The organism is Saccharothrix mutabilis subsp. mutabilis, from assembly GCF_039521145.1.
In the GTDB taxonomy this organism is placed as follows: Bacteria; Actinomycetota; Actinomycetes; order Mycobacteriales; family Pseudonocardiaceae; genus Actinosynnema; species Actinosynnema mutabilis.
The window spans coordinates 135,832-156,407 of the sequence record NZ_BAAABU010000002.1 but is presented as its reverse complement, the minus strand read 5'-3'; the positions used below and the strand labels follow the sequence as shown (position 1 = coordinate 156,407).

22 protein-coding genes are annotated in these 20,576 nt (G+C 72.2%); 1 reads left to right on the top strand and 21 read right to left on the bottom strand.

The features are described 5' to 3' along the window. Positions 1–358: 358 nt before the first annotated feature. A complete protein-coding gene (locus ABD126_RS04515) occupies positions 359–754 on the top strand; it encodes a M23 family metallopeptidase (protein WP_343932342.1) in 396 nt (131 codons plus the stop codon). Here the strand turns inward: ABD126_RS04515 and ABD126_RS04510 are convergent. From ABD126_RS04510 to ABD126_RS04410, 21 genes are all read right to left on the bottom strand, one after another. Next, positions 751–1,599 carry a FliA/WhiG family RNA polymerase sigma factor gene (locus ABD126_RS04510; RefSeq protein ID WP_343932950.1) on the bottom strand — a complete coding sequence of 283 codons (849 nt, stop codon included), beginning with the start codon at positions 1,597–1,599 and terminating at the stop codon, positions 751–753. The genes ABD126_RS04515 and ABD126_RS04510 overlap by 4 nt on opposite strands. Before the next feature lie 367 nt (positions 1,600–1,966). Beyond that, the gene (locus tag ABD126_RS04505; RefSeq protein ID WP_343932341.1) at positions 1,967–2,944 is read right to left on the bottom strand and encodes a tyrosine recombinase XerC; all 978 of its coding nucleotides are present in this window, start codon (positions 2,942–2,944) and stop codon (positions 1,967–1,969) included. Between the two features lie 33 nt (positions 2,945–2,977). After that, a complete protein-coding gene (gene dprA, locus ABD126_RS04500; protein ID WP_343932340.1) occupies positions 2,978–4,126 on the bottom strand; it encodes a DNA-processing protein DprA in 1,149 nt (382 codons plus the stop codon). 609 nt (positions 4,127–4,735) lie between these two features. Continuing rightward, positions 4,736–6,250 (bottom strand): YifB family Mg chelatase-like AAA ATPase, encoded by a 1,515-nt coding sequence (locus ABD126_RS04495; protein WP_343932339.1) that lies wholly within the window; start codon positions 6,248–6,250, stop codon positions 4,736–4,738. Between the two features lies 1 nt (position 6,251). Then, entirely contained in the window at positions 6,252–6,602 is a 351-nt protein-coding gene (locus ABD126_RS04490; RefSeq protein WP_343932338.1) for a YraN family protein, read from the bottom strand. A gap of 183 nt (positions 6,603–6,785) precedes the next feature. After that, on the bottom strand, positions 6,786–7,109 hold the full coding sequence (locus tag ABD126_RS04485) for a DUF2469 domain-containing protein (protein ID WP_015104440.1): 324 nt from the start codon (positions 7,107–7,109) through the stop codon (positions 6,786–6,788). Continuing rightward, the gene (locus tag ABD126_RS04480) at positions 7,109–7,906 is read right to left on the bottom strand and encodes a ribonuclease HII (protein ID WP_425542735.1); all 798 of its coding nucleotides are present in this window, start codon (positions 7,904–7,906) and stop codon (positions 7,109–7,111) included. The genes ABD126_RS04485 and ABD126_RS04480 overlap by 1 nt, the downstream gene beginning before the upstream one ends. Before the next feature lie 49 nt (positions 7,907–7,955). Further along, positions 7,956–8,876 (bottom strand): signal peptidase I, encoded by a 921-nt coding sequence (gene lepB / locus ABD126_RS04475; protein WP_425542734.1) that lies wholly within the window; start codon positions 8,874–8,876, stop codon positions 7,956–7,958. Positions 8,877–8,892: 16 nt separating this feature from the next. Continuing rightward, positions 8,893–9,804, bottom strand: coding sequence for a signal peptidase I (gene lepB / locus ABD126_RS04470; RefSeq protein ID WP_343932337.1), 912 nt, complete (start codon positions 9,802–9,804; stop codon positions 8,893–8,895). 35 nt (positions 9,805–9,839) lie between these two features. Then, positions 9,840–10,199 carry a 50S ribosomal protein L19 gene (rplS, locus tag ABD126_RS04465; RefSeq protein WP_309113981.1) on the bottom strand — a complete coding sequence of 120 codons (360 nt, stop codon included), beginning with the start codon at positions 10,197–10,199 and terminating at the stop codon, positions 9,840–9,842. A 155-nt stretch (positions 10,200–10,354) separates the two neighbouring features. Next, positions 10,355–11,095 carry a tRNA (guanosine(37)-N1)-methyltransferase TrmD gene (trmD, locus tag ABD126_RS04460; protein ID WP_343932336.1) on the bottom strand — a complete coding sequence of 247 codons (741 nt, stop codon included), beginning with the start codon at positions 11,093–11,095 and terminating at the stop codon, positions 10,355–10,357. Then, positions 11,085–11,600, bottom strand: a complete 516-nt coding sequence (gene rimM, locus ABD126_RS04455; RefSeq protein ID WP_343932335.1) for a ribosome maturation factor RimM — start codon at positions 11,598–11,600, stop codon at positions 11,085–11,087. Before rimM ends, trmD begins: the two co-directional genes overlap by 11 nt. 8 nt (positions 11,601–11,608) lie before the next feature. After that, entirely contained in the window at positions 11,609–11,848 is a 240-nt protein-coding gene (locus ABD126_RS04450) for an RNA-binding protein (protein WP_015104447.1), read from the bottom strand. Further along, positions 11,845–12,273 (bottom strand): 30S ribosomal protein S16, encoded by a 429-nt coding sequence (gene rpsP / locus ABD126_RS04445; protein ID WP_343932334.1) that lies wholly within the window; start codon positions 12,271–12,273, stop codon positions 11,845–11,847. The genes ABD126_RS04450 and rpsP overlap by 4 nt, the downstream gene beginning before the upstream one ends. A gap of 150 nt (positions 12,274–12,423) precedes the next feature. Next, a complete protein-coding gene (locus tag ABD126_RS04440) occupies positions 12,424–13,179 on the bottom strand; it encodes a LamB/YcsF family protein (protein ID WP_343932333.1) in 756 nt (251 codons plus the stop codon). Next, a complete protein-coding gene (locus ABD126_RS04435) occupies positions 13,176–13,952 on the bottom strand; it encodes a CPBP family intramembrane glutamic endopeptidase (RefSeq protein WP_425542733.1) in 777 nt (258 codons plus the stop codon). Before ABD126_RS04435 ends, ABD126_RS04440 begins: the two co-directional genes overlap by 4 nt. Positions 13,953–13,967: 15 nt before the next feature. Further along, positions 13,968–14,678 carry a CPBP family intramembrane glutamic endopeptidase gene (locus ABD126_RS04430; protein WP_343932332.1) on the bottom strand — a complete coding sequence of 237 codons (711 nt, stop codon included), beginning with the start codon at positions 14,676–14,678 and terminating at the stop codon, positions 13,968–13,970. A gap of 71 nt (positions 14,679–14,749) precedes the next feature. Further along, positions 14,750–15,826 (bottom strand): amidohydrolase family protein, encoded by a 1,077-nt coding sequence (locus tag ABD126_RS04425; protein ID WP_343932331.1) that lies wholly within the window; start codon positions 15,824–15,826, stop codon positions 14,750–14,752. Beyond that, positions 15,823–17,352, bottom strand: a complete 1,530-nt coding sequence (gene ffh / locus ABD126_RS04420) for a signal recognition particle protein (RefSeq protein WP_343932330.1) — start codon at positions 17,350–17,352, stop codon at positions 15,823–15,825. The genes ABD126_RS04425 and ffh overlap by 4 nt, the downstream gene beginning before the upstream one ends. A 58-nt stretch (positions 17,353–17,410) precedes the next feature. Further along, on the bottom strand, positions 17,411–17,947 hold the full coding sequence (locus ABD126_RS04415; protein WP_343932329.1) for an ATP-binding protein: 537 nt from the start codon (positions 17,945–17,947) through the stop codon (positions 17,411–17,413). A gap of 257 nt (positions 17,948–18,204) precedes the next feature. Then, positions 18,205–20,574, bottom strand: a complete 2,370-nt coding sequence (locus ABD126_RS04410) for a [protein-PII] uridylyltransferase (RefSeq protein WP_343932328.1) — start codon at positions 20,572–20,574, stop codon at positions 18,205–18,207. Positions 20,575–20,576 lie beyond the last annotated feature (2 nt).

The window sequence follows — 20,576 nt, the reverse complement described above, 5'->3', positions numbered from 1 at the left end:
GCGAAGTCGCCCCGCACTCACACGGGCCGCGCAACGAGTGTACGCCGCTCCCGGCGACTCTCCGAACCGCCCCTCAAGTTGTCCACAGCCCCGGAGTTGTCCACAGCCGGCGACCACCCCCTGGCACCCCTCCACCCAGGTGAGGACCGTCGAACACATGACCACCCGGAACCCGCTTACGACCACCCTCCGCCCAGCCGCCGCAGCCCCTCGCCCAGCCACCGCAGCCCTCCGCCCGGCCGCCGCAGGCACCGCGTCCATCACCGTGGCCGTGGTCCTCACGACCCTCCTGACCTGCGCAGCACCCGCGACAGCCCGCCCACCGCGCTACGCCTGGCCACTAGCGCCACCCCACACGGTGCTGCGGCCCTTCCACGCCCCCGCGACCCCCTACGGCCCGGGCCACCGGGGCGTGGACCTGGCCGCCCCCGCCGGCGCCCCGGTCCTGGCGGCAGCCGACGGCACGGTGACCTTCACCGGCCAGGTGGCCGACCGCCAGGTGGTCACGCTGTCCCACGCAGGAGGCATCCGGACCACCTACGAACCGGTCACTCCGACGGTCGGTACCGGCCGCGCCGTGACCCGCGGAACCCCGATAGCCACCCTCACCCCCGGCCACGAGGGCTGCCCGACGACGTGCCTCCACTGGGGCGCGCACCGAACAACGCCCAAGGCCGGCCGCACGTACCTGGACCCGCTGCGGCTCCTGTCGGCCACGCGCGTCCGCCTGCTGCCGACCGGTCCGCCGGGTTAGGAGTCGAGCTGCTCGTTCAACTTCGTCCGCAGGCGCAGGACCGCCCGGGTGTGCAGTTGGCAGACCCGCGACTCGGTCACGCCCAGCACCTTGCCGATCTCCGCGAGCGTCAGGTTCTCGAAGTAGTACAGCGTCACGACGACCCGGTCGCGCTCGGCGAGCTGGGCGATCGCGTCGGCGAGCTGGCGGCGGCTGTCCTGGTCGACCAGGGTCGCGATCGGGTCCTCCGCGCCCTCGTCGGGCAGGGACTCGGCGAGCGACGCGCCCGCGCCACCGGCGTTGCGACCGGCGGCGATCAGCTCGTCCAGCGCCACGACGCTGGTGAGCTGGAGCTGGGCGTACAGCTCGCGCAGCTCGGCCAGGCCGATCTTGAGCTCGGCGGCCAGCTCGCGGTCGGTCGGCGTGCGCTGGAGGCGGGCACCGAGCCGTTCGAGGGCGCGTTCGACGTCCCGGGCGCGGCTGCGCACCGATCTCGGGACCCAGTCCTGCGAGCGCAGGTCGTCGAGGATCGCGCCCCGGATGCGCTGCATCGCGTAGGTCTCGAACTTCAGCCCGCGTTCAGGTTCGAACTTCTCGATGGCGTCGACCAGGCCGAAGATGCCGGACTGGATGAGGTCGGCGACGTCCACGTGCGCGGGCAGGCCGGTGCCGACGCGGCCGGCGACGTACTTGACCAGCGGCGCGTAGTGCAGGACCAGGCGGTCGCGCAGCGCCTGGTCGTGGGACTGGCCGTAGGTGTGCCAGAGGGCGATGATCCCGGCTTCCACGTCGTCGGCGGTGCGCGACTCCGAGGCCGGGTGGGCGGGGCGTGCGGACGGTGGGATCACCGCGTCGTCGTCGGCCATCGGGTCCGAGGTTGGCAGGTCGTGGGCGGCTGGGTCGAGAGCGGTCGCGGCGAGCGCGGCCAGGACGGGAGCGGCCGGACCGGCGGCCCGATCATGAGCCGCCACTCCACGGGCGGCCTGGTCGCGGGCAGCCGGGTCGGCGGCGAGCGGGTCGCCCTCGGTCTCGGCGCGGTCGGCGGCTTCGGCTCGGGCGGCGGCTTCGGCGCGGGGGTGGGGGTGGCCGTTGCGCCGGGTGTCGTCGGAGGCTGCGTGACCGTTCGTCCCGGTCGGCTCGGGCGCGGCCGTCGCGGGCGCCTTCGACGAGGTCCCGACGTGCGCGGCGGCAGGAGAGGTCACGGTTGCGGTCCGCGAACCTCCCCCTGCGACGTCAGGAGCGGGGGTGGGTTCGGTCATGGATCGCCTTCAACCGGTCGACGGTGACGTGTGTGTAGAGCTGGGTCGTTGCGAGCGTAGCGTGACCGAGCAGCTCTTGGACGGTGCGCAGGTCCGCTCCCCCTTCCAACAGGTGCGTGGCCGCCGAGTGCCGCAGACCGTGCGGGCCGGTGTCGGCCGACTCCGGTACCGCACCCACTACATCGTGAACAACCCGCCTGGCGGTACGCGGATCGAGCCGACCGCCGCGCGCACCGAGGAACAGCGCCCGGTGTGAACGGTCGCTGACCAGCGCCGACCGGCCCTGTTCCACCCAGCGCCGTACCGCCCGTTCAGCCGGAACGCCGAACGGCACGGTGCGTTCGCGCCTGCCCTTGCCCAGAACCCGGATCACCCTTTGGGAGTAGTCGATGTCGTCGAGGTCGAGGCCGCACAGCTCGGCGACCCGAACACCTGTGGCGTAGAGCAACTCCACCACGGCTTGGTCACGCAGCGCAACCGGATCGCCCTGTTCCGCACCTACTCCCGCTGCTGTCATCGCCGCCTTCGCCTGCTCCGGACGGAGCACGGTCGGCAGCGTCCGGTGCGGTCGCGGCGCGGCCAGGCGCGGGCCCGGGTCGGTCGCCAACAGGCCCGCGCGGGTCGCCCACGCCGTGAACGCGCGGGCGGAGGCCGCGCGCCGGGCGAGCGTGGTCCGGCTCGCGCCCGCCGCGTGCTGGGCGGCCAGCCACGAGCGGAGTCCGGCGAGGTCGACGGCCTCCACCGCGACGTCGCCGGGCGTGCCGGACGCGAGGTGGACGAGCAGGGCCACGACGTCGGCGAGGTACGCGCGGACCGTGTGCGGGGACAGCGCGCGTTCCACCGCGAGGTGGCGTTCGTAGCGGTCGACGACGGCTGCCACGTCCTCGGGCAGTTCGCGGCGCAGGCCGACAAGGTCGATGCGGGGTGTCCGAGCGGGCGGCGGCGGGGACATAGACCCTGACGCTGCGCTCTCGGGCGGACTTGGTCAAGTATCGCCACGCGAACTCCCCTCGTGGGAGCGCTTCCAGCCCGCGTCGACCCGCTCGGCCAAGTCGATCAGCTCCAGTTCGGGCAGCAGGGCGCGGACGCGGGACAGCTCGACCCCGGACTCGATCGAGATCGCCTCCGCGCTCGTGCCCGACCGCAGGCCCAACGCCTCGTAGACGCGCAGCGCCTCGCCCTGTGGAAGTCCGACTTCGGTGTTCCGCGTGGCCTCGACGAGATCGACACCGAGCCGTCCGGTCGACTCGATGATCTCGGCCACACTGGTCACCGGCTGCGCCTCGCCGGAGCGCAGCAGCTCGTGGCAGCCCGACGACGTCGAGGACGTGACCGGCCCGGGCACCGCCATCAGCACCCGTCCCAGCGCCGACGTCGAGGCGGCGGTGTTCTTCGCCCCGCTGCGCCGCCCGGCTTCGACCACGACCGTGCCCTCGCCGAGGGCCGCGATGAGCCGGTTGCGCGTGATGAACCGGTACCGGGCGGGCCGGCAGCCGGGCGGGTACTCGCTCACCACGAGACCGTGCCGCGGGATGCGTTCGAGCAGTCCCTGGTGGCCCGCCGGGTAGGCGATGTCGACCCCGCACGCGAGCACGGCGATCGTCGGACCACCCGCCGCCAGCGCGCCCCGGTGAGCAGCGCCGTCGATGCCGTACGCGGCCCCGGACACCACCGTCACCCCGGCCTCGGCCAGCCCGAACCCGAACTCGGCCGCGACGTGCTGGCCGTACCCGGTCGCCGACCGACTGCCCACCACCGCGACCGACCGCTCGGTCAGCGCGGCGAGGTCCCCGCTCCCCCGCACCCACACGGCGAGCGGAGCCAGGCCGCACCGGAGCCCGTGGGCGGCGGCGATGGTGAGCGCGTTGAACGGCCACTCGGGCCACTCGTCGTCCTCGGGCACGACCAGCCGACCACCGATCTCCTCGACCGCCGCGAGGTCCTCCTCGGCCCGGTACTCGCCGCGCCGGGCGGAGGTCTGGTTGGCGACGGAACCCGGCACGTCCCCGGACCGAACCCGCCGCGCGGCCTCGACCGGCCCGCACTCGGCGACGAACTCGCTCAACGCGGGTGCCGGCGGCTCGGCGACCCGCGAGAGGTAGGCCCGAGCGAGCCGAACGTCGCCACCGCTCACGGCCCACCTCCACCGAACGCGCACTCGCCACCCGAACACGGCCCACAGCCCCCGGCGCACAACGGCCACCCACCACGGCGAACCGCCCACCAACACCGACCACCACGGTCGGCCCGACACGCACACCTGCCACGCCCGTCGAGGGACGACTGACCGCTCTCACCCGACGAGTGCGCGCCTGCGTTGCTGCTGTGCGGACCGGCCGTGTTGCTGTGGCTGGCTGTGGTGCTGTGGCTGGCGGCCGAGCATCTGCGGCACGTGCGTGGGTGGGTGGCCTCGCACGGGCAGGAAGGGCGGCTGTCGGGGAGTTGACGGGTGGGGCGCCGGCTTCGGTGGTGGGGGTTGCAGGGGCAGTTCGGCGGGTTGCAGTCGGTGGTCATGGCGTGTCGGCCTTTCCGGTGTCGGCGGTGCGGGCGGAGGTGTGGTGAGCGGGGGTTCGGGCGGCTATTCGGGTGCCTGGGTAGCCGAGCGTCCAGGTGTGGGTGGCGGGGTGTAGGCGGCGGAGGGTTGGACGGCCTGCGTAGGGGCCTTCGCGGGCGGTGTCCGGTGGGGGTGGGTGGTGGTGTGGCTTGGGGGTTACTTGGCGTACGCGCCAGGTGTTGGGGCTGGTCATGCGCTTCTCCGTTCTCGGAATTCGAGGGCCGCCGCCACGTGGTCCTCGGTGGGCAGGTCGGTCCCGGCCAGGTCGGCCAGGGTCCAGGCGACGCGCAGGCAGCGGTCCGCGCCTCGGCCGGTCAGCGCTCCCCGGGACAGGGCTCGGTCGAGCAGGGAGGTCGCCTGCCTCGGCAGGCGGTATTCGCGGCGGAGGACGGGACCCGGGACCTCCGCGTTCGTGCGCCAGCCGTGGCGGGACCAGCGGGCATGGGCACGGGCGCGGGCGTTGGCCACGCGTTCGCGGACTGTTTCCGTGGATTCCGGTTCCGGGAGACCGGCATCCATCATCACGGTGAGCGGACGCATGAGAACGCGCAGGTCTACGCGATCCAGGAGTGGGCCGGAGAGTTTTGATTGGTAGCGGCGCCTGACGCCCGGCAGACAGGTGCAGTCGATGTCCTTCGCGGGCGCGCAAGGGCATGGATTCGTGGCCAATACGAGTTGGAAGCGGGCCGGATAGCGCGCCACACCGTCCCTCCTCGCGATTCGGACCTCTCCTTCTTCCAGGACCGTGCGCAGGGCGTCGAGTTTCGTGGGACCGAATTCCGAGGCCTCGTCGATGAAGAGGACTCCTTTGTGCGCCCGGCTGACCGCGCCCGGTTTCGCCAAGCCGGAGCCGCCGCCCACCAGGGCCACCGTGGAGGTGGACGGGTGCAGGGAGACGAACGGTGGTGTGGCGACCAGTGGTGTCTCCGGTGTGAGGAGTCCGGCGACGGAGTGGACCGCCGTGACGCCCAGCGCGTCCTCCGGGCCCAACGGCGGCAGGAGGCTCACCAGGCGTTCGGCCAACATCGTCTTGCCGGTGCCGGGTGGGCCGGTGAGCAGGACGTGGTGCCCGCCCGCCGCAGCGACCTCCAGCGCCCACCTGGCCTCCGGCTGACCCACCACGTCGGCCAGGTCCGGACCGGGCGGCGGCTGCGCCGGGGTGAACGGCGGCGGGTCGCGCAAGGCCGTCGAGTCGCCGCCCAGCCAGCGCAGCAGGTCGCCCAGTGAATCCGCCCCGTACAGGTCGAGGCCGTCCACCAGGGCTGCTTCGCGGAGGGATGCTGTCGGGACCACCGCGCGGGGCAGGCCGGCGCGGCGGGCCGCGAGGAGTGCTGGTAGGACGCCGCGCACCGAGCGGACCCGGCCGTCCAGGGCCAGCTCGCCGAGCAGGACCGTGCCTTCCAGGCGCTCCGCGGGGACCGCTTGTGAGGCCGCCAGCACCACGCACGCCAAGGCCAGGTCGTAGCTGGAACCGACCTTCGGCAGCGAGGCGGGCGACAGGCCGAGGGTGACCCGTTGGGTTGGCCACTCGTGCCCGCTGTTGCGGATGGCCGCGCGCACCCTGTCCTTCGACTCCTGGAGTGCCGTGTCGGGCAGGCCGATGAGCCTGGTGAGCACGGCGCCCGCGCCCACATCGGCCTCGATCTCCACCGGCACGCCGTCCACCCCGAAGAGGGCGACGCACCACGCTCGTGCCAGTGCCATCTCAGGCTCCTCGCACGTGGTGCAGCCGGACCGGGCCCGTGGGCGGCCACAGGATGCCGATGAGGTCGAACCGGATGCGCAGCCAGCCCAGGCCGTGGGCCCTCAGCCAACGGCGGGCCAGGTCGCCTATTCGGCCCAGCTTCTCCGGGGTCACCGCTTCCAGCGGGTGGTCGTGGGTGGTTCCCGAACGGCATTTGACTTCGCAGACGACCAGTTGTTCGCGATCGGTCGCCACGACGTCCAGTTCGCCGGCTTTGCAGCGCCAATTGCGGGACAGGACCACCAGGCCCTGCTCTTCCAGGTACCGGCAGGCCAGGTCTTCGCCGCGCTTGCCCAGTTCCCGCGTGCTCATTTCCGCCTCCGGGGGTGTCGAGTGGTGTGCCTCGACTGTGGCGGAGGAGGGAAGGGATGCGCCGGCAGCGAATCCGGGATTGTGGACAACTTCAGGGCTGTGGACAACTGGCGCTCGGAAGGCGGAAAAAGGAGAAGGGGTCCACCCGATCGGGTGGACCCCTTCCGCAAGCGGAGCGGCGGGTCAGGAGTTGAACGGGCCGTCCTCGGGCAGGCGCAGGTCGGGCTTGTCGAGTTCTTCGACGTTCACGTCCTTGAAGGTGATCACCCGCACGTTCTTCACGAACCTCGCGGGTCGGTACATGTCCCACACCCAGGCGTCGGACATCCGCACCTCGAAGTAGACCTCGCCGTCCGCGTTGCGGACCTGCACGTCCACCGAGTTGGCCAGGTAGAACCGCCGCTCGGTCTCCACGACGAACGAGAACTGGCTGACGATGTCGCGGTACTCCTTGTACAGCGACAACTCCATCTCGGTCTCGTACTTTTCGAGATCCTCTGCACTCATTACGCCTCCGCGCGGGTCGTGCTCATCGAGTCCGCGCCCCTCCTCGTCGCGAGCCTGCCACCGCTGGTCTGCGGCGATGTTCCATTCTGGACCACGGCGGCGGAAAGCACGTCGCGCGCCACCCGGTGCGGCGCGGTCAACCCGTGCCGGGCCGCCGCCGACGCCACGTTCGCATACGACCAGCGGTGCTCCGCGCTCGGCCCGTGTTCCAGCAGCGCGGCCTGGTGCTCGGCGGTGCTGTAGCCCTTGTGCACGTCGAACCCGTACACGGGGTGTTCGTCGTGCAGCGACGTCATGATGCGGTCCCTGGTGACCTTGGCCAGCACCGACGCCGCGGCCACGCACGCCGCCACCCGGTCGCCCTTGACCACCGGCATGTTCGGCGCGGTCAGGCCCGGCACCGGGAACCCGTCGGTCAACACGTAACCGGGGTGCGCGGACAACCGCGCCACGGCCCGCCGCATGCCCTCGATGTTCGCCACGTGCACGCCGATCAGGTCCACCTCGGCCGCGGGCACCACGATCACCGCGTAGTCGACGGCGCGCTTGAGCACCAGGTCGTACATGCGATCACGGGCGGCGGCGGTGAGCAGCTTGGAGTCCGTCAGGCCCTCGAACCGCGCGGCGTCACCGGGCTTGAGCACGCAGGAGGCGATCACCAGCGGCCCGGCGCACGCACCGCGCCCGGCCTCGTCCACCCCGGCCACCGGGCCGAGGCCGCGCCGGTCCAACGCGGCCTGGAACGCCCAGATGCCCGCGGTCTGCCGTACCTGCGCGCGAGGCGGCTTGCGGATCACCACCCGACCTTATCCCAGCCGCCACGGGCCGGGACCGCGCGTGCCGGCCTCAGCCACGGCGGTCGCGGAACAACCGGACGCGGGCGCGGACGCGACGGCTCACCAACAGCACCGGCCACGCCCCCAGCAGGCCAACGCCCAGCGGCACGGCCGACTGCCACGCGGGCGCGCCCAACGCCACGACCTGCGGGTTGTGGTCGCCGATGCCCTGCCACCGCGACGGCGGCAGCACGACCACCCGCGCCTTGCCCACGACGTTGTCCACCGGCACCAGCCCGGCCTGCGGACCCTTGTCCCGCGCCTGGCACCGCGAGTCGCACGAGTCATTGCGGTTGTCGCCCAGCACGAACAGGTACCCCTCGGGCACCTTGACCTCGGCGAACGAGTCCTGCGACGTCCCGCGGCCCGGCTCCCAGTACAGGTACGGCTCGTCCAGCGGCTTGCCGTCGACCAGCACGCGGTTCTGGTTGTCGCAGCACGACACCGTCTGCCCGCCGACGGCCACGATCCGCTTGACGAAGTCCTCCTTGTTCGCCGTCGGCACCCCGACCAGCGAACCCAGCCCCTGGAAGAACCCGACCACCGGGTTGCTCGGCTCCACCGGCGCGAACTCCTGGTTGATCCAGGCGTCGGGGCCGTGGAAGACCACCACGTCACCCGGCTCCGGGTCGGTGAAGTTGTAGGTGACCTTGTCCACCAGCACCCGGTCGCCGAAGCACGGCGAGGTGCAGCCGTGCAGCGTCTGCTCCATCGACTCCGACGGGATCATGTAGACCCGCGCCAGGAACGTCTGGATCAGGAACGCGAGCCCGACCGCCACGACGATCAGGACCGGCAGCTCACGCCAGAAGGAGCCCTTCTTCTTCTCCTTCTTGCGGGCGCGCCGACGCCACGCCTCGATCTTCTCCTCGTCGGAGGCACGAGACGAGTCCTCGTCGGAGGGGCCGTGCGAAGGTGCGACGTCTACCACCGGCCCAGCGTACCGATCAACCCTGTGTGGACCTGGTCAACCGGCGCCGCAGCCGCTTGCCGAAGAACACCAGCGGGAACGCCCCGAGCAGGCCCATGCCCAGCGGGACCCCGGACTGCCACGCGGGCGCGCCCAGCGCCACGGCCTGCGGGTTGTGGTCGCCGATGCCCTGCCAGCGCGACGGCGGCAGCACGATCACGCGAGCCTTGCCGATCACGTTCTCCTCGGGCACGACGCCGTTGACGCCGCCGCCGCCCTGCCGGCGCGAGTCGGTGGAGTTGGTGCGGTTGTCGCCCATCACCCACAGGTGGCCCTCGGGCACCTTGACCGGCGCGAACGGCTCGTGGTCCTCGGGACCGGTGCCCGGCTGCCAGTAGATGTACGGCTCGTCCAGCGGCTTGCCGTCGACCTTGACGCGGTGCTGGTCGTCGCAGCACTCGACGGTCTGCCCGCCCACCGCGATGACGCGCTTGACGAAGTCGCGCTCGTCCGGCGGCGCGAGGCCGACCAGGGACATCAGGCCCTGGAAGCCGCGCACGACGGGGTTGTCGGACCGGGGCGACTGGAAGTCGTTCTGGCCCCACGCCTCGGGGCCGCGGAACACCACGACCTCACCCGGTTCGATCTCGCCGAAGTCGTAGACCAGCTTGTCGACCAGGACCCGGTCGCCGAAGCACGGGGAGGTGCAGCCGTGCAGCGTCCGCTCCATCGACGCCGACGGGATGACGTACACCCGCGCGAGGAACGTCTGGATCAGGAACGTCAGCGCCAGGGCTGTCGCCGCCAGGACGAGCAGCTCGCGCCACAGCGGGGGCTTCTTCTTCTGGGGTTTGCCCTGGGGCTGCTCGCCCGACGCCGAGCCCTCGGTGGGCTCGGCGTCGGGTTCCTGACCGTCTTCGCCGGCGGAGCGGTGCACGGGTTCTGCCACGTGGGGCAGGCTATCGGTAACGCGTGAATCCGGCGTCAGGAGGCCGGCTTGGCCTCGCGCTTCTCCTTGATCTTGGCGGCCTTGCCGCGCAGGTCGCGCAGGTAGTACAGCTTCGCGCGACGCACGTCGCCGCGGGAGGCGACCTCGATCTCCGCGATGTTCGGGGAGTGCACCGGGAAGGTGCGCTCGACGCCCACGCCGAAGGAGACCTTGCGGACGGTGAAGGTCTCGCGGATGCCACCGCCCTGGCGGCGGATGACCACGCCCTGGAAGACCTGGACGCGCTCGCGGTTGCCCTCGATGACGCGGACGTGGACCTTCAGCGTGTCGCCCGGCCGGAAGCTCGGGATGTCGGAGCGCAGCGACTGGGCGTCAAGAGCGTCCAGGGTGTTCATGGTCCGTCCTCTACGTTTCATTCACTTCCCCAGAGGCACGTGCCATCTCAACTAGCACACGTGCATGGGGGCGGGCTCAAAGCGCACACCGGGCTACCCGGGTGCAGCAACCTGTCCAGTGTGCCAGACGGGGCTGTCGGCGACGAAATCGGGGCTCAGCGCAGGTCGTCGAGCAGCTTGCGGTCGTGCTTGTCCAGCGCGCCCTCGGGGAGGGCGGCGAGCAGGTCCGGGCGGCGCTCCCACGTGCGGCGCAGCGCCTGGTCGCGACGCCAGCGGTCGATCGCCTTGTGGTTGCCCGAGCGCAGCACGTCGGGCACCGCGAGGTCGCGCCACACCTCGGGGCGGGTGTAGGAGGGGCCTTCCAGCAGGCCGTCGGAGAAGGAGTCCTGCGCGGCGGACGCGGGGTTGCCCAGGACACCGGGCAGCAGCCGGACCACGGCTTCCACGATCACCAGCACGGCGACCTCGCCGCCGACCAGCACGTAGTCGCCGATGGACACCTCGTCCACACGCATGCGGCGGGACGCGTCGTCCACCACACGCTGGTCGATGCCCTCATAACGGCCGCACGCGAACACCAAACGCTCTTCGGCGGCGTACTCGTGCGCCAAAGCCTGCGTGAAGGGGCGCCCGGCGGGCGTGGGAACGATGAGACGCGGCGGCTTCTCCCCCGCGCACACCTCGTCAAGCGCGTCGCCCCACACCTGGGGCTTCATGACCATGCCCGGACCGCCGCCGTACGGGCTGTCGTCGACCGCCTTGTGCACGTCGTGCGTCCACTTGCGCAGGTCGTGCACATCGACGCTGATCAGGCCCTTGTCGATGGCCTTGCCGAGCAGCGCGGCGCGCAGCGGGTCGAGGTACTCCGGGAAGATCGTGACGACGTCAATCCGCATCGAGCAGGCCTTCGGGCGGGTCGAGCACGACGCGCTTGCCGGGCACGTCGACCGTGGGCACGATCTGCTTGACGAACGGGACCAGCACCTCGCCGCCGTCCCGCTTGATGACCAGCAGCTCCCCGGCGGGACCGTGCACGACCTCTTGGACGGTGCCCACGAGCGTGCCGTCGAGCAGTTCGGCGCGCAGGCCTTCCAGCTCGTGGTCGTAGAACTCGTCCGGGTCGTCGGTCGGCGGCAGGTCCTCGGTGCTGACGAACAGCAGCGTGCCGCGCAGCAGTTCCGCGACGTCCCTGGTCAGGACTTCCTCGAAACGCACCAGCAGCCGCCCGGAGTGGTTCCGGGCGGCTGCGACGGTGAGGGTGCGACGCGTGCCGTCGCGCAGCTTGCCGACCAGCGCCGAGCCCGCGGCGAACCGCTGCTCGGGTGAATCGGTGCGCACGTCCACGGCGAGTTCGCCGCGGATGCCGTGCGCCTTGGCCACGCGGCCGACGACGACGTCCATGCGCGCGCTCAGCGGTCGGTGTCGACCACGTCGACGCGCACGCCACGACCACCGATGCCGGCCATCACGGTGCGCAGCGCGGTCGCGGTGCGGCCGGAGCGGCCGATCACCTTGCCGAGGTCGTCCGGGTGGACGTGGACCTCCAGCGTGCGACCGCGCCGGGTCGTGACCAGGTTCACCCGGACGTCGTCCGGGTGGTCGACGATGCCCCGAACGAGGTGTTCGAGGGCGTCAGCCAACAAGCTCACGCCTCGTCCTTGGGAGCCTCGGCCTCATCCGCCTTCTTGGCGGCCTTCTTCTTCGGCGTGGTCGCCTCGGTCGTCGGCGCGTCACCGGCCGCGGCGAGCGCGGCGGCGAACAGGTCGGCCTTGGACGGCTTGGGCTCCTTGACCTTCAGGGTGCCCTCGGCGCCCGGCAGGCCCTTGAACTTCTGCCAGTCGCCGGTGATCTCCAGGATGCGCTGGACGGACTCGGTCGGCTGCGCGCCGACGCCCAGCCAGTACTGCGCCCGCTCGGACTTGACCTCGATGAACGAGGGCTCCTCCTTCGGGTGGTACTTGCCGATCGTCTCGATGGCCTTGCCGTTGCGGCGGGTGCGCGCGTCGGCGACGACGATCCGGTAGTACGGCTGACGGATCTTGCCAAGCCGCTGAAGCTTGATCTTGACGGCCACGGGTGTGGGTACTCCTCAGGCTCTCTCTTGCATCGTGCGGGCGCTCCTCACCCGAGTGGGGCACGGGTGGGAGGACCCAGAGGTCTTGGCGCCAGGGCACGGTGAGAGGGACCGACCACGGCGAACAGCCAACCATTCTGCCAGACGGGGTCACTCGACCACGAATCGGGCCACCTCGACGCCCGATCCGGTCAACGCGGCCCGCACCGCGCGGGCGTGTTCGACGGCTCCGGGAGTGTCCCCGTGCAGGCACAGCGAGTCCACCTCGACGGGCACGACGTCACCCGTCACGGCGGCGATCTCACCCTTCTCAGCGAGCCGCAGCACCTGCTCCACCACGGCGTCCGTGCTGGTCAGCACCGCTCCGGGCCGGGTGCGCGGCACCAGCGTGCCCTCGGGGGTGTAGGCGCGGTCCGCGAACGCCTCCCGCACCGGCCGCAGGCCCGCGTCGGCGGCGTGACGAAGAAGACGCGACCCGGGCAGCCCGAGCACCGGCAGGTCCCCGAACGCCCGCACACCCGCGACCACGGCCGCCGCTTGCGCGTCGTGGTGCACGGTCGCGTTGTAGAGCGCGCCGTGCGGCTTGACGTACGACACCCGCGTCCCGGCCGCGCGGGCGCACGCGTCCAGCGCGCCGATCTGGTAGAGCACCTCGTCGGCCAGCTCGCCCGGGTCCGCGTCGATGAACCGCCGCCCGAACCCGGCCAGGTCCCGGTAGGACACCTGCGCGCCCACGGCGACCCCGCGCGCGGCGGCCTCCGCGCACACCCGGCGCATCGTGGACGGGTCGCCCGCGTGGAACCCGCACGCCACGTTCGCGCTGGTCACGATGTCGAGCAGGGCGGCGTCGTCGCCGAGCTTCCAGATGCCGAACCCCTCGCCGAGGTCGGAGTTCAGGTCGATCACGTGGGCATCACCCCGATGGAGACCAGCAGCAGCGTCAGGCCGGGCAGGAAGTTGTTGACCACGTGCGCCACGACGCTCGCGGTGAGCCGGCGGGTGATCAGCCGGGCGATGCCGATCGGCAGGGCGATCACGATCAGCAGGGACGTGCGCAGCGGCTCCAGGTGGCTGGCCGCGAAGATCAGGGTGGTCAGCACGAACGCGGCCCACTGGCTCCACCCCTGCCGCTCGATCGCGCCCCACAGCAGCCCCCGGTAGATCAGCTCCTCGCAGATCGGCCCGACGAAGCACACGTACAGGAACATCGCGATGGCGGCGGCCAGCGGGAGCGCCGCGCCGTCCACCAGCTCGCCGATCGCCGAGGTGGCGTTCTGGTCGCCCACGACGCGCGACCAGACCAGCGCCGCCAGGTAGGTCAGCACCAGGCCCAGCGCGCCGAGCTTGAGGCCGACCTTGACGTCCGCCCAGTTCCACGCCAGCCGCAGGTCCACCAGCGGCCCGTTGCCGCGCACGCGCGTGATGACGACCGCCACGACGGCGGCCAGGACGGTCGGCGCCATCGAGCCGACCAGGATGAACGCCACCGAGGACCCGATGTCGGTGCCGGATGTGCGCGCGACCGCGGTGATGAACACCGCCGAGAGCACGAACACCGCTTCCACCAGCAGGAACGCGCCAAAGCCCCAACGCTGCCCGGTGCGCTCGGGCACCGGCTCACGGCCGACGGCGCGCACGCCCTCGATCAGCCCTGTCGGGGGTTCATCCGGAGGATTCACAGTCGATAACCCTAGCTACGAGGCGCCTACGTACAGGTAGACGGCGGGGAGGAGGTTGTTGGCCGCGTGCGCCACGACGCTCGCCGCGACCCGCCCGGTGATCATCCGGGCGGCCCCGATGGCGAGGCCCTGGGCGAACAGGCTGATGGTGCGCCACGACTCTTCGTGGAGGAACGCGAAGATCAGCGCCGTGAGGCCCAGGATGGCGTACCTGGGGACTTTGTAGTGCTCCAGCGCGCTCCACAGGGCGCCTCTGGTGAGGAGTTCCTCCGTCAGGGGCGCGCCCAGGAAGACGAACAGCGCCGCGCACGCCAGCCAAATGGACTGACCACCGCTCAACGCGCCGATCCGCTCCAGCGAGGAACCGGAGTCGCGGTTGATGCGGAGCAGCACGACTCCGAGTACCCACGCGGCGAGCAGCGACAACCCGCCGCAGGCCAAACCCACCTTGATGTCACGCGCGTGGGGGATGAGCCCGAAGTCCCGCTCCGGACCGTCACCACGCCACCGGGAGACGACGACGGGGCCGAGGCCGAGCAGGACGTTGGGCAGGAAGACCAGCAGCAGCAACGGGCCGAGCACGGGCGGGTCGGTGACGTCGACCTCGGCGAACCGGTCGGCCGTGACGGCGGTGAAGACCAGCGAGGACAGGTGGTAGCCGCCCAGCCCGACGAACAGCGCGAGGAAGCCCCAGTGCGCCCGCCCGGTGTCCCGCCGTTCCTCCACTCGTCCGAACGTAGCGGCACCGGCTGAACGGACCCTGTGCAGGGCTCAAGATCACCCTGACGGCCGCACGGTCAGTGGATGCGACCGCGCAGCATCACCAGCTTGGGGTGCCTCAGGGCTTCCAGGTCGACCCGGGGGTCGGTCTCGTAGACCACGACGTCCGCCGCCGCGCCCTCGGTCAGCGACGGGAAGCCCAGCCACTCCCGCGCGGCCCACGAAGCCGACGCGAGCGCCTTCTCCCGGCTCAGGCCCACGCCGTGCAGGGCGGCGACCTCGTCCACGATCCGGCCGTGGCGGATGCCGCCGCCCGCGTCCGTGCCCGCGTACACCGGCACGCCGGCTTCGATCGCGGACGCGACCGTGGCCTTGTTGCGCGCGTAGAGGTGGCGCATGTGGGCCGCGTACTTCGGGAACTTCTCCGCGCCCGAGTCCGCGATGCCCGGGAAGTTCTCGATGTTGATCAGGGTCGGGACCAGCGCGGTGCCGGCGGCGGCCATCGTGGCGATCGTGTCGTCGTCCAGGCCGGTGCCGTGCTCGACGCAGTCGATGCCCGCCGCGAGCAGGCCGGGCAGGGCCTCGCCGCCGAACACGTGCGCGGTCACCCGGGCCTTCGCCTCGTGCGCGACCTTGATCGCCTCGGCCAGCACGTCGTCGGACCACAGCGGGGCCAGGTCGCCGGTCGAGCGGTCGATCCAGTCGCCGACCAGCTTCACCCAGCCGTCGCCCTGCGCCGCCTGCTCGGCCACGGCGGCGGGCAGGTCGCGCTCGTCCTCCAGCTCGACGCCGATGTACTTGATGTACCGCTTGGGCCGCGCGATGTGCCGGCCCGCGCGGATGATCCGCGGCAGGTCCAGGCGTTCCTGCAGCGGCCGGGTGTCCAGCGGGGAGCCGCAGTCGCGGATCAGCAGCGTGCCGGCGGCGCGGTCGAGCAGCGCCTGGTCCGCCGCCGCCGGCAGGTCGACGGCCCCGTCCGGGCCCAGGCCGACGTGGCAGTGCGCGTCGACCAGGCCCGGCACGAGGTAGCCGCCGTCCACGACGGTCCGCGCGCCGGGCACCGGCCGGGTGCGCACCCGTCCGTTGACCACCCACAGGTCGCGCGGGTCGCCGCCGTCGGGCAGGACGACCCCGCGCAGGTGCAGGCCGGTCACTTCGGGAACTTGAACTTGGTCGGGTCGAAGCCGGGCGGCAGGTCGTTGAGACCGCCGTCGAGGCCGGGCGGGAGCTGGCCCATGCCGGGCGGCATGCCGCCGGGCAGCATCCCGGGCATGCCGGGGAAGCCGCCGCGGATCTTCGGCTGCGTCGGCCCGCGCCCCTTCTTGCCCTTCTTCCCCTTCTTGCCCTTGCCCTTCGGCCCGCGCGCGCCGGGCAGGCCGAACCGGCCGGCCATCTGCGACATCATCTTGCGGGCCTCGAAGAACCGGTTGACCAGGTCGTTCACGTCGCTGACCCGGACGCCCGAGCCGTTGGCGATGCGCAGCCGGCGGGACGCGTTGATGATCTTCGGGTCCTCGCGCTCGGCCGGGGTCATGCCGCGGATGATCGCCTGCACGCGGTCGAGGTGCTTCTCGTCCAGGTTCGCGAGCTGGTCCTTCATCTGGCCCGCGCCGGGCAGCATGCCCAGCAGGTTCGCGATCGGGCCCATCTTGCGCAGGGTGAGCATCTGCTCCAGGAAGTCCTCCAGCGTGAGCTGGCCGGACCCCATCTTCATCGCCGCGGCCTCGGCCTGCTCCGCGTCGAACGCCTGCTCGGCCTGCTCGATCAGGGTGAGCATGTCGCCCATGCCCAGGATCCGCGACGCCATCCGGTCCGGGTGGAAGACGTCGAAGTCCTCCAGCTTCTCGCCGTTGGACGCGAACAGGATCGGCTGGCCGGTCACCTCGCGGACGCTCAGCGCGGCGCCACCGCGGGCGTCGCCGTCGAGCTTGGTCAGCACCACGCCGGTGAAGCCGACGCCGTCGCGGAACGCGGTCGCGGTGTTGACCGCGTCCTGACCGATCATCGCGTCGACCACGAACAGCACCTCGTCGGGCTGCACGGCGGCGCGGATGTCGATCGCCTGGCGCATCATCTCCTCGTCCACACCGAGGCGGCCCGCGGTGTCCACCAGCACGATGTCGTGCTGGGCCCGCTTGGCCTCCTCGATGCCGCGGCGCGCCACGTCCACCGGGTCGCCGACGCCGTTGCCCGGCTCGGGCGCGAACACCGGCACCCCGGCGCGCTCGCCGACGACCTGCAACTGGGTGACCGCGTTGGGCCGCTGGAGGTCGCAGGCGACCAGCATCGGCGTGTGGCCCTGGCCACGCAGCCACTTGGCGAGCTTGCCCGCCAGGGTGGTCTTGCCGGCGCCCTGGAGGCCGGCGAGCATGATCACCGAGGGCGGGTTCTTGGCCAGGTTGAGCCGCCGGGTCTCGCCGCCGAGGATGGCGACCAGTTCCTCGTTGACGATCTTGACGACCTGCTGGGCCGGGTTGAGCGCCTGGGAGACCTCCGCGCCCTTGGCGCGCTCCTTGACCTTGGCGATGAAGGTCCGGACGACCGGCAGCGCGACGTCGGCCTCCAGCAACGCCACCCGGATCTCCCGCGCGGTGGCGTCGATGTCGGCGTCGGAGAGCCGCCCCTTGCCGCGCAGGTTGTTCAGGACCGAGGTGAGCCGGTCGGAAAGGGTGTTGAACACGATGCCGTCAGACCTCGCACGTCGTCGGACCAATGACCACCCGCCAGGGTAGCCGGTCTCAGGTCACGGCCAGCCTCAGGCGGTCGCCCCGGGCCAGGAGCGTCATCGCCTGCCAGCCCCGCGGGGCACGCCCCTCGGCGAACCGGCGGCGCAACCGATCCGCCCGCCTGACGTGCCGGCTGAAGGACCGAGACCGGATCAACCGACCGCGGCCGACCTGCCCGGACAACGCCTGTTCGGCGGTCGCGTCGAGCCACAGGAAGTGCCGTGGCCGGGCGCTCACCAGGCCGACCGCGACCAGGCCGGCGCGGGTGGTGGGCCGGGTGGAGGGCTCGTGGACCAGGAGCAGCCCCGAGGTGAAGAGGGCGAACCACAGGATGCGCAGCCGGTGCACCAGGTGCACCAACGGCCGGTAGAAGCGGTAGGGGAGGGACGCGGGCAGCACGGAACGCAGGTAGCCGCGGACCTGGTCGGAGTCCAGCACCACGGCCGCCGCGCCGCCGGTGTCGACGTCGGCGAGCATGGTCGTCTTGCCCGCCCCGGGCAGTCCCGCGAGCACGACCAGGGATCGGGGCGCCACGGCGACGACGGTCATCGCTTCCATACTAAAGAGACGTTCCGGACGCCTCCGAGTTCCCGGCACCGCCGGCGAAAACCGGCGGGAACCGGCAGAACCCGGAGGCGGTCTGCACCCCTCGAACGGACCGCCCCCGGGTCTTCCGCCGGTGACGCTCCCGCACCGCCCGGCACCGGGCAGCCCCCTCGCGTCACGGGTGACAGCCTGCCCAACGACGCGGGGCCGACGGCAGCGTGAGCACCCCCGATCGGTTGTGCGTAGACCTACGCATCCCCTCAGCGGGCGGCTACCAGGACGGCGCGTTCGATCTTCTTGCGCTGGGCCGCGTCCAGGACCCCGGAAGTGGTGATGGCGAAGGAATCCACGACCGTCGAGCCCAAAGTGGACACCCGGGCCCACACGACGTCCACACCGGACTGCTCCAGCGCGTCGGCCACGTGGTGCAGCAGCCCGATGCGGTCCGCCGCCCGCAGCTCCATGACCACCGAACCCGAGGACTCGTCGTCGAACCACAGCACCTTCGGCGGGGGCGGGTCCTGCGGCGGGCCGCCGTAGTCGCGTTCCTTGGCGGCCAGCTTGTCCGCCAACGGCAGCGACCCGTCCACCGCGCGCGTCAACTGCTCGCGCAACAGCGTCACGTCCGGCAGCGACCCGAACCGCGGGGACACCGTGAACACGTCCACCGCGGCTGCCCCAAGACGATCGACGCTGTGGGCCCCCAGAACCGCCGAGTGGACTTCCAGCGAGTTCAACGCCAGCACGCCCGCCGCCCGCGACAGCAGACCGGGCCGGTCGGGGGCCACCACGGTGACGGTCGCCGCGTGGTCGCCCGGGTCGACCAGCACGTCCGGCTTCCCGGACGCGAGCACGGCCGCCGCCAGGTCCTGTTGCCGCTGGTCCAACGGCTCCGGCTTGGGCAGCGGGTCGCCCGCCATCGCCGCCCGGCAGCGCGCCACCAGGTCGCCGACCAGGGAGGCCTTCCAGTCCGACCACACGCCCGGGCCGGTGGCGATGGCGTCGGACTCGGCCAGCGCGTACAGCAGTTCCAGCAGCACCGGGTCGCCGCCGAGGGTGTCCACGACGCGGCGCACGGTCGCCTCGTCCTCGACGTCGCGCCGGGTCGCGGTGTGCGGCAGCAGCAGGTGGTGGCGGACCAGCGCGGTGAGCGTGGCGACGTCCTGCGGCCACAGGCCCAGCCGTTCGGCGACCTGCGTGGTCAGGGCCGCGCCCACCTCGGAGTGGTCCTGTTGCCTGCCCTTGCCGATGTCGTGCAGCAACGCGCCGAGCAGCAGCAGGTCCGGGCGGGACACGCGGGTGACCAGGCGGGCGGCGTGCGCGGTCGCCTGGACCAGGTGCCGGTCCACCGTCCACACGTGCGCGGCGTCGCGCGGCGGCAGGTCGCGCACCGCGCCCCACTCCGGGAAGAGCCGGCCCCACAACCCGGTGCGGTCCAACGCCTCGACCACGTCGATCAGGCCCGTTCCGCTGCCCAGCAGCGCCAGCAGCTCCTCGCGGGCCTCGCGCGGCCACGGCTGGCGCAGCTCGGGCGCGGAGTCGGCGAGCTTGGCCAGCGTGCCCGCCGCGATCGGGTGCTTGCTGCGGGCGGCGGCGGTGGCCACGCGCAGCAGCAGCGCCGGGTCCCGGCTCGGGACGGCGTCCCTCGCCAGCGCGACCTCCGTGCCGTGCAGCACCACGCCCTCGTCCAACGGACGGCGCGCGGGCTGGCGGCGCAGCGGAGACCGGGCGAACACGCCCAAGCCCCGCTTCGGGACGGCCGCGCGAGCCGTGCGCATGGCCACGTCCACCGCGTACACGATCGTGCGGGCGGCCGACGACATCGCGCGCGCCAACTGGAACCGGTCCGCCAGGCCCAGCGCCGCCGCGACCTCGTCACCGTCCTGCGCCCGCAGCACGTCCCGCGGCTTGCGGGCCACCCGGCGCAGTTCGGTGCGCACGTCCAGCAGCAGCTTGCGGGCCTCGTTCACCTCGGCCGACGGCCGGTCGGTCAGCTGCGCGGCGGACAGCGCGTCCAGCAGCGTCACGTCCCGCAACCCGCCCCGGCCGTGCTTGAGGTCCGGCTCCACACGGTGCGCGATCTCGCCGCTGCGCGCCCACCGGCGTTGCGCCGACTCGGCCATCTCGTCCAGCCGGGTCCGCACGCCCGTCCGCCACGCCTGGCGCGCGCTGTCGGCGAGCCGGGCGCTGATCTCGGTGTCCCCGGCGATGTGCCGGATGTCCAACAACCCCAACGCGGTGCGCAGGTCCCCGGCGGCGACGCGCAGCGCCTCGCCGACCGTGCGCACCGAGTGGTCCAGCCCGATCCCCGAGTTCCACAACGGGTACCAGAGCTTCTCCGCGACCTCGTCCACGCCCTTGTGCCCGTTGTGCACCAGGAGCAGATCGAGGTCGGAGTACGGCACCAGCTCGCGCCGGCCCAGTCCCCCCACGGCGACCAGGGCCAGCCCGCTGCCCGGTCCACCCACGCCGGCCTGCGAGGCGTGCGCGGTGAGCCAGAACTCGTGCAGGTCCACCAGCGCCTCGCGCAACGACTCCCCCGTCAGACGGCGCCGACCTGGCGCGAGCAGGCGGTCCCTCGCTCGCACCAGGTCGTCAGCCGTGACGACGGCCGCCTCGGCGTTGTCCATAC